Source organism: Methanosaeta sp. UBA356, assembly GCF_002496465.1.
GTDB classification, from domain to species: Archaea; Halobacteriota; Methanosarcinia; order Methanotrichales; family Methanotrichaceae; genus Methanothrix; species Methanothrix soehngenii.
In genome coordinates this window covers 1-9,402 of sequence record NZ_DAKC01000036.1, presented here as the reverse complement: position 1 = coordinate 9,402, position 9,402 = coordinate 1, and the positions used below count along the sequence as shown (strand labels likewise).

Here is a 9,402-nt window from a genome sequence, read left to right as displayed (position 1 = left end):
TCTTCTCTGCCCCTACACCCCGATGTTATTATTTGATTTGAAAGCTATTTATTATCCGATGATCTGCAGAAAGGCTTTGATCCGGGCAGATATGTGGGGGATCAATGTCCCATCTGGAGACGCTACTCGAATGCTGCATCCCTCCGCTCCGGCATACTCCAATCCAATCCGGGAGAACTTGACGAAAAACTCGATGGATTGATCGCTAAAGGACGAAGGAATCTCTTTAGGGATGGTGGCCATCATGTGCCAGCATAATACCGTCCAGCCGAGACTTTTCGCAGTGCAGAAGATCTCCTCTGCCGCTTCCTTTTCTTCTGGAGAAGTGAAAGGAGGATCTATAAAGAGAAGACCTGGAGAAGAACTCTTCAATAGGGACATAACACCAGAAAAGCCATCATCCAGATGAAACGATATAGGAGAATGATCGAGGCATTCATTCCAGGCCGCCCCGACTGCAGGATCGATATCCCAGATATTGATCAAGAGATCCGCCTTCTTTCTCTTCGCTAGTTCTGCCACCAATAGGGCAGATCCAGGATAGAATTCTATCTGCAGAGAGCTAAACGATTCGATGGAATTGAATTCCGCTAGAATATTGAAATAAGGAAAATCTTTTAGGAGAGGCAGAGCCGGCCAGATTCTGCCGATTCCGCTCTCCCAATCACCAGATGGCTTTAAGGCATATTTCGGGCGTCCTACATGGCTTTCTGCATAAACCAGGCTGCTATCGGGGGTGAGGAGGCAATTTGCCACCTCCAGCAACAGGAAATGCTTCCAGACATCGCCTGCATTGCCTACATGCGCTCTGTGATCGTAAGGGCCCATCAGGACCGAGGTTGCTCATTCTGGTACATCTTCTTGGCGATATTGAAGGCCTGGGCGGGAGTGGCTATGGCGATCTTCCGGGATTCCTCGAAGTTCGCTTTGGAGGCGGCGGCAGCGGTGGCGGCTGTGCGGAGCAGCTTCTTGTCCACCTCATTTGTCAGCCAGCGAGCCCCTCCTATTCCCACCAATAGAGCGCCGGCGATGGAGGAGATGGAAACGGAGATCTCTTCGGTTCCAATTCCCGTGACCGTGCCGAATAGAGCGGTATTGGCAAAGGCTCCATAGAGGCCCCAGGAGACGAAGGCGGCAACTGCTCCCAGCAGGACGTTGCCGGCAAATCCTGGACGGATTATTGTGACCTCTCCCGCACTCTCCTCGCTGGGCTTGATGAAGCCATTGTCGCTTACAAGCGCATTCACAATTCCTCCCACCGCACCACTCAACATGATAACTCCAATAGGTACTAACATCGTCATCGGCATTTGCGTCCTCCCTCATATCAGCAGAATTCCGAACAGATTTCACATCTTAATAGGGTCATACCCTTATTAGAGTGAAAGGATCCGGATCCAAGCATATATCTCTCTAATTTTTTTGAGAATATTAAGATTTTATACTATTTGAACTTTGCGTTTATTATTTTGATCAATGCATTATCTTTTGATAATTCATATGTCATTGGAGGCGACAACAAGGGTTCATGCCATAAGACAAATTCCAGAAGTGATTCTTTCTGATGGCAAACCAGGTTTTTATAATGGCTGGTTATAGATGGGAGCGGGATAAGGTGAATTCAAATCGCCCAAGAACTAAATGAATATAATACCTTAGAGCCATCCAAGAATGGTATATCTTAGGTATGAGGTATGAATGACTTGGCTGACAACTACAATTGGCTGCTAATTGCAGTCTTTAGATCATATGATGCGATAGAAAGGGAGCAATAGATCTTGAAGATCCTTTTGATGGGAAACCCAAATGTGGGAAAGAGCGTTATCTTTTCCCGGCTTACAGGAATTGAGGTGGTCTCAGCCAATTACCCCGGAACCACGATCGAGTATACGGAGGGACGAATGAAGCTGGGAGAGAAGATGGCCACCCTCATCGATCCGCCTGGCGTATACTCGCTCGAGCCCACATCCAAGGTAGAGGAGGTGACAGGCCACATTCTGGAGCAAGGGGCAGATGTGGTGGTTAATGTGATCGATTCCACCAATCTGGAGAGAAATCTCAACCTAACCCTTAAAATCCTGGAGAAAGGCCTTCCCACCGTAGTGGCCCTCAACCTCTGGGATGTGGCCACCCGCAAAGGAATCGAGATCGATACCGCCATCCTAGCAGAGGCGCTGGGGGTGGATGTGATTCCCACAGTAGCTGTCAGCGGTCAGGGAATCTACGATCTGGTGGAGGCCATTGGAAAAGCTAAAACCCCTCCGCCAGTGCAGTTTGAATCCTCTGACCAGCGCTGGGCGCGGATTGGGGAGATAGCTGAGAAGAGTCAGAAGGTTCTGCATCGGCATCCATCCCTCTTTGACCGGCTGGAGGACATCTCGCTCAAGCCCCTAACGGGCATTCCCATTGCCTTGTTGCTTTTATATCTCTCCTTCAGTCTGGTAATCGAGGTGGGCGAAACTCTGCAGTTGAAGGTCACCGATCCCCTATTCATCGCATATTCCAATTTCATAACCGATTTAGTGCATAGATACGTCAGCTCAGAGCTCTTAAGGGAGATATTGATTGGCAGCAGTCCAGAGCTCTTAAAGTCCTTTGGAATTCTGACCACCGGCCTCTATATTCCTTTAGGGATAGTCTTGCCATTTTTGATTCCCTTTTATCTGCTGCTGGGCATACTGGAGGATATCGGCTACCTTCCCAGGCTGAGCGTCATCCTGGATGCCTTCATGCACAGGATAGGCCTTCATGGTGCTGCTATCCTGCCTTGTGTATTGGGAATGGGCTGTAGCGTTCCTGCTGTTCTCTCGGTCAGAATACTGGAGTCGGCCAAGCAGAGGTATCTAGCTGCGACTCTGATGACCATGGCCATTCCCTGCGCCTCTCAGAGCGCCATGATATTCGGCATACTCGCTCCCTATGGCCTGAGGTATATCTTCATAGTCTATGCCACCTTATTTCTCTCCTTTGTGATCACAGGCTATCTGCTCCACAGGTTCATTGGCGGTGAGTCGCCGGAGATCTTCCTGGAGATCCCTCCCTACCGCATGCCAAATCTACAAGCCCTTTTGAAGAAGACCTTTATTCGGGTGCGGGAGTTCCTGAAAGAGGCAGTGCCTTATATCGGTCTAGGCATGATCATAATGAACTTCTTCTATCTGACCGGACTGATGCATCTGATAGGCGAGGAGCTGAAGCCGGTTGTATCCGGGTTGCTGGGTCTTCCCAGCGATGCTGCCACTGCATTGATTATCGGCTTTCTCCGCAAGGACGTTGGGATAGGCATGTTCGCTCCCCTGGATATGACTCCGGTGCAGTATGTTATTGCTGCCGTGGTTTTGGCCATGTATATGCCCTGTGTAGCAACATTCATGGTGATGCTCAAGGAGCTAGGCGTCTCGGGAACGGCAAAATCAGTGGCTTTGAGGCTTGTCGCTGCCCTTGTGGTTGGGACAGCTCTAAACCTAATTCTCAGCTAGATACCTGCTATGCTCAAGGGAGTATCTCACCCTCTATTTTTTTTTAGTGATTGATTCTCCTGCAACTGAATATCTCTTGGCCTCATGACGGAATAACTCTTGGCTAGTCATCTAGCGTAGAACACTCCCTTTTTAAAATCTAAGCTGCCCTGACCCCTGCACACGATTTCCCCTTCATTCATTTGCTCAGCTCGGCTTTAATTGCCTCGTTATCTCTGCCTTTTTAACTCTAACTTTTTGCCTGAATTATAGCTTCAATGAAAAGAATCTTAAAATTTTATTTAAAAAATGATCTGTTTATTAATTATTTTTAAATGTATTATGTCTAAATAACATTTATTTTTTTATTTGATTTTATGATAATATCACAACATAATCAATTCGATGTAATTATAAATAAATAACGTTATAAAACATTTGCAAATTATGTAAAATCATTATAATTATAGCTTATATTTTTATAATTAAATCGGGTTGATACCTGAAAGTTTTAAATTTGTTATTTTTATAAATAGCTTTTTAGTCTATAAAGTATAGAGCATTTGGTCAGTTTAATAGTTTATAAAAATTTTTACATTATTTTCTCTGAAGCCTTTAAATCTTATAGTATATGTGAATGAATGGAGCTAGAATGCTGATTTAGCTTGTAGAACCATTCTCTCTCTGGTAAATGGTGAGGATAGGCGGCAAGAGGGGCATATTCGTATAGTATATGGAATAAAGTGGTTAACAAAACTGGGCTTTTCGAGGGGGTAATAAAATCATACCTATAGTTTATAGTATCCAGTTCCATTTAAAGGATTTTGATATTCTATTCGGATCTAGCGTGAAATTTCTTGAAAAATAAATAATATCTAATTAACTTTAAACTCATAAATTTATATAACAAATTTACTATTCTTCAATTTATCGGCATTTTCTATTTTTTTACATAATTAATTTTTTTAAAAATTTTGTACATATTAATTATTATTATCAAAATTTAAATTCTATAGATAATAAGATATCTAAAAAAGAGAAATATTTAAATTTTTTAGAAAATTTTATTATTTATTGTTTTTTATTTTTAATCTCACACACTATCTGAGTGAGAAGTGAGGATAGATTAATAAACTCTTTTTATTATATTTTTAATATTATTATATATTTGTGGGAGTGGGTTGGTCAATGGATAAAATGATACGAAAAGGCTCGAATATTCCCCGGTTGAATCCCTGAGGAGGCTTTCTTTTGGAGAGTTGGAACTGAGAAAAGGGAAATCACCTCTTTCGCGAACATTATAGCTTCATAGTGAAAATTTGCTCCTCGCTATTTATCATGGGTGAACTCTAATCGTATATTCTCTGTATCTTTTCGCCTCTGTGGTGAACCGCGGTGCTCTGACCTAAACACAGAGGAACAGAGGCCATATTCTCTGCCTGACCTCACCCACACAATTCAGCGCAGAGCCCGAAAATTATACATCAGCTAGCTTTCTGGAGGAGATCGCCAGGAACTGATCTCTTAATGGTGGGAAGAAAGCTGGCAGATACGGCCAGCATTGGTCCCAGTATCACGCCCGATCCTCCCAGGAGAGCTATAGTCCCGATCACTGCCAGAAGAGATCTCTGCAGAATTCCTGCCTCCCCCCTGGCCAGGCGGATAGATGCCACTCCCAAGAGAGCATGGAACAGGATTATGGCCATGGTGATATAGACCTCCGGACCATAAGGAGCGCGGCTGAGGCTGTAGATCATTTGAGTTATGACCAGAGAGCTGGTGCCGAGAAACAGAAAGCCTGCTAAAGTCCCCGTCAGGCTGAACAAGCTGCGACGACTTCCTCTCCAGTATATGAGCCCTCCAGCGATTAAAGCCACCAGATAGGGAATGAAGATCATAATGATGCTCTGCCCCTCCCAGATGTAAACCGATGCGATCTGGATCGGAGCGATCATCCTGTCGGTGAAGCTGAACTCCTCGCGATATCCTACCACTAAACAATAGTGGCCTCCTTTCGCATCTGCTTCTGCTGCTCTTAATGATGCCCCTTCATTCGAGCCGTTCCTGGTGTTCTCATAGATCGCGGCATAATACCGGCCCGATTGAGGGGCAGAGAGGTTGATCTCTGCCAGCCCGATGAAGCTGCTGGGCCCAAAGGGCTCATAGGTCGCTATTCCTTCCCTTCCATCGGCTGCAAGAGCACCCAGATCCTTAAGGCTTTCAGGAAGGATTATGTTCTTGGGAATAGCAGAATTCTCAAGAAGAACGGCGCCCTCGAGGGAGGTGTTGCCCTCAGGCTGCTGGGCGGATGAGCTGCTCTGAACCCCGATACCCGGCCCTATCAAGAGAAGGTCTGGCAGAAAGCCCTCGTCTGCCGGGTCTGTGGATTTGAGCAGCCCCATATAGATTCTCTCTCCTTCTCTGACATCAAAGCTGAAATAATGAACGGTTTCGTTCTCTAAAACGGCATAAACCGCCCAGGATTTAGCCGGATTAGAGATATGCAGGGCAGAGGATATATCCTCATTTCCTCCTCCTATGAGAGGCACATGTCCGGCAGCGGTAAATGGAAGCAGGAGCATGACCAGCAACAAGGCAAAGATAACTCTCTCGGGCGACACATCCTCGCATAGCCGTTCTATCAGTATTGAATATTTCGGCTTATGCAGAAGGTTTATCTTTTATCCAGTTGATAAACTATCCAGCGAAATGAGTGGAGGTTATGATATGACAAGGAAAAATTTGATATTCCTGAGTCTGTTGTTCATTACGGGATGGCTTTGCATGGGTTCATGCCTGGCACAAAATAATACAACTGCCCATGGAGTCCTGGATGCTGCCGGGGAATTGGGCCTGACTGAGTTCTCAGAATTGGCTGAAAGCACGGGTTTTGCCAGTACTCTGGACAATCAGGGTGTCCTCCTCTTCGATTCCGGATCTTTTGTGATCTTCGCCCCCAGCGATGATGCTTTTTCCGCAATTGACGACATGGACATGAACATCCTCATTGAGAATCAGACGGAGCTTGAGCGGGTTCTCTCCTATCATGCGGTCTGGAACAGCGGTTCCTTTGTGAATATCTCCGATATTGATAGCGCAAGGACTCTGCAGGGTGAGAACCTCAGCATCAACAGCACCGATGGTCTGATGGTGAATGGGGCCAATGTAACAGAGAGCATTCAATACGATAACGGTGTCATCTATGTAATCGACAAGGTGCTCATGCCTGAAAAGAGCTCGATGGCTGGCGCGGCCAAGGCAGCAGAGAATCTGGGTGCAAAGGATTTTGCCTCTGCCATTGTCGCTGAAGGGCTGGAGGATAGGCTGAATGGCCAGGGGCTTATGGGAATCACCACCCTGGGAGAAGGGCCATTTACCATCTTCGCTCCCAGTGATGAGGCATTTGATGCCGCCAAGTCCACTGTCGATTCGATCAAAAAGCAGGATATGGGAATGATAGACCTGCTTGGCTATCATATGGTTGAGGCAAAGGATCTCATCAATATGACCGAATCCGGCTCCGCCAAAACCCTGCAGGGAGAATCTCTGGCAGTAGATTCCGCCACAGGCTATGTGAGCATGGCCAGGGTATCGGGATCCGAGAGGTACAGCAATGGCGTCGTCTATCTGATCGATCAGGTTTTAGTGCCTATAAGCCTGAGCATGTGAGGCCATTCAGGCTGCATCGAAATTTTTTAATTGGGATCGAGATCGATAACGATACTCGATTCTCATCTTCTTTTGATCTGCGGAATTCGGATCTGCTCAATTTCAGCTGCATTTGAGGCATTTGAATATCTCATCTGCGCTGAATGACACTGGCTTTGATGGAATGAATCTCAAATAAACGCTGTCATAACCCAGCCAGCTGTAGTTTTCTCCCTGAATTATATAATTGCTCTTTATGGTCATATTCCTTGATATGTGAAATGTGCCGATGTATTCCTCTTCCATCATCAGGGCCGGGTCTCTCCAGGGATTGCTCGTTTTTCTGCTGCTCTCCAAATCCGTGCCATCCTGAGAGGAGAGATCAGCCTGAAACGCACCAATGCTGACCTTGCCTTCGGTTACAGTCTCGTCGATCCTCATACCAATGGAATTGGAGCTGATACGTGTCGAATCTCCCTCCTGATAGCTTCTCTCCGAGACTGTATACTCCGATGATCCTGAGATCTCATGCGCTGACTGGATAGAGTGATGCAGGGATGTGCCAGAAAAGCCCTTGCTGAGCACCTGAGTCCTGCTGGCGATGGGTGAATAGAATAATATGGGATGCGACGAAGAATATCCATTAAGCGAAGAATTGACAATAGGAGAAGTCGGGTCGGGTGAAGCGGCAATTCGGTCCAGCAGATCCTCTTGAGATGCCCCTGCACAGCCTATCAAGGGCGATTGGATTGCCGCCAGGAGGCAGATTATAACAGAACACTGCACTGCAGCATTCCAACTTATCCGGAGAGGAATGAGGTGCATTTTACCTTTTGCAGCCATTTGATCTTCATCTTCCTGCAAGCACCCTTGGCTCCGGAGCATATATTTTAATCGGTTGAATCTAGAATTAACCTTGGCGAACCATTATGCATTGATCTTTGGGTGATATATGACCAGATTTCGGCCGCCAGTCAGGACCTTTGAAATAATCCAGTACATCAGGTCTGGCAGTCGGCAGAGAGTATCCTCCAGTTTAGAGGATATGGGATAATCCCTTCCGTCAGGAGTTCGCCTCTCCCATTTGCAGCCATTCAAAATGGAATCGTTGATCCCATCATCAAAAATAGGGCATAGCTTGCTGTCCTTATTTAAGGCGAAACCATTAATGATATGCGTATTTATGTCATCTCCTTGAAAATCGCAGGTTTGAATGCATAGTGCTGCCCGACCGCCTTCGGATAGAATAAAGAAGTACCGGCCGGGATTATCCAGGAGGTCGTAGAGCAACTTTCTGCGGCTAACCTCGATCCCGATCTTTATCATAATCCCCAAACCCCATATAGCCTATAATGTAATGTTAAATAATTAACAATAAAGGGTTATATGTTTTTTGGTCAGATGGATCCAAGAACGCATATATTGGATAATTATTCTGTCGAACATCGTTTTGACGGATGGATAAAAAATCGTCACTGAAATGAAAAAACAGAAAAATTTTGGGGTGTCTGATCTTTCGCCTGAAATTTTTGGGGGCTAAGTTTATATTGTTGCCAGACGGGATTTACATTTTGAGGTAAACAAATGCGTCACATGAAATTGGCGATTTTGGTCTCAGCACTATGCTCTTTGGCTTTTATTGGTGCTGTGTCCTGCGCGGAGATGGCCGCGAATGAGACAGAATTGGATGAGATGGAATTGAATGAGACGGAAATGAATCGGACGACATTCATCTTCATTCAGGAGGGGACTGGTGGCACCTTTGTAAAGGATGAGTCAGGAAACTACACGCTAACCATCACTGGCGTGGTGCCATATACCATTTACTTCTCAGACCGTCCTGAACGAGTAGGTGGGTTCGCACCAATGGATAAATTCCTCGATGGATTTTGCTTTGGTGCCATAGACCCACCCAATGCAGCGGTGATGCTCAGGGAGGGAGAGAACGAGAGCGATGTAGTCGTGGCGGAGCTGACCTCGCCCCAGTTTGATGAGACAAACAGCACTCTGACATACACAGCGAAAGTCCTCGATGATTACACATTTAATTCCGACTGGTCGCATATCATCTCCAAAGCGGATGACGCGATTCCAGAGGCCTTCGGTAATGTCTCAATTGTTATTGATGACTGTCCAGATAGTTTTGTAGGATGCGATAAGAGTTGGGATGAAGGCTGCGGCAGGATCAAAACGGGCTGTTGCTGGCATACATGGGATTTTACTTGCGAGGCATGCCACAACGATGAGTATTATGTGAACAAATGTATCGAGAAAGTAACTATTCAGCCCTGCTCGC

Annotated in this window: 8 protein-coding genes; 3 read left to right on the top strand and 5 right to left on the bottom strand. The window is 45.9% G+C overall.

The annotated features are described in order from the left end of the window. Positions 1–51: 51 nt before the first annotated feature. Together rlmJ and BP727_RS02820 are read right to left on the bottom strand one after the other, a co-directional pair. Positions 52–828 (bottom strand): 23S rRNA (adenine(2030)-N(6))-methyltransferase RlmJ, encoded by a 777-nt coding sequence (gene rlmJ / locus BP727_RS02825; protein WP_286857267.1) that lies wholly within the window; start codon positions 826–828, stop codon positions 52–54. Beyond that, positions 828–1,274 carry a hypothetical protein gene (locus BP727_RS02820; protein ID WP_013718088.1) on the bottom strand — a complete coding sequence of 149 codons (447 nt, stop codon included), beginning with the start codon at positions 1,272–1,274 and terminating at the stop codon, positions 828–830. The genes rlmJ and BP727_RS02820 overlap by 1 nt, the downstream gene beginning before the upstream one ends. Positions 1,275–1,778: 504 nt before the next feature. Here BP727_RS02820 and BP727_RS02815 point away from each other — a divergent pair. Continuing rightward, positions 1,779–3,479, top strand: a complete 1,701-nt coding sequence (locus BP727_RS02815; RefSeq protein WP_013718089.1) for a ferrous iron transporter B — start codon at positions 1,779–1,781, stop codon at positions 3,477–3,479. A 1,463-nt stretch (positions 3,480–4,942) separates the two neighbouring features. Here the strand turns inward: BP727_RS02815 and BP727_RS02810 are convergent. Further along, positions 4,943–6,079 (bottom strand): hypothetical protein, encoded by a 1,137-nt coding sequence (locus BP727_RS02810; protein ID WP_273271593.1) that lies wholly within the window; start codon positions 6,077–6,079, stop codon positions 4,943–4,945. A 106-nt stretch (positions 6,080–6,185) separates the two neighbouring features. Between BP727_RS02810 and BP727_RS02805 the strand changes: the two genes are divergently transcribed. Then, positions 6,186–7,127, top strand: coding sequence for a fasciclin domain-containing protein (locus BP727_RS02805; protein ID WP_013718091.1), 942 nt, complete (start codon positions 6,186–6,188; stop codon positions 7,125–7,127). Positions 7,128–7,229: 102 nt separating this feature from the next. Here BP727_RS02805 and BP727_RS02800 read toward each other — a convergent pair whose 3' ends face one another. Then, on the bottom strand, positions 7,230–7,949 hold the full coding sequence (locus BP727_RS02800) for a hypothetical protein (RefSeq protein ID WP_157863597.1): 720 nt from the start codon (positions 7,947–7,949) through the stop codon (positions 7,230–7,232). Positions 7,950–8,033: 84 nt separating this feature from the next. Next, positions 8,034–8,432 carry a hypothetical protein gene (locus BP727_RS02795; protein WP_048131584.1) on the bottom strand — a complete coding sequence of 133 codons (399 nt, stop codon included), beginning with the start codon at positions 8,430–8,432 and terminating at the stop codon, positions 8,034–8,036. A gap of 357 nt (positions 8,433–8,789) precedes the next feature. Between BP727_RS02795 and BP727_RS02790 the strand changes: the two genes are divergently transcribed. Continuing rightward, positions 8,790–9,402 (top strand): hypothetical protein (locus BP727_RS02790; RefSeq protein ID WP_286857263.1); only part of this gene is annotated, 613 nt, incomplete at its 3' end.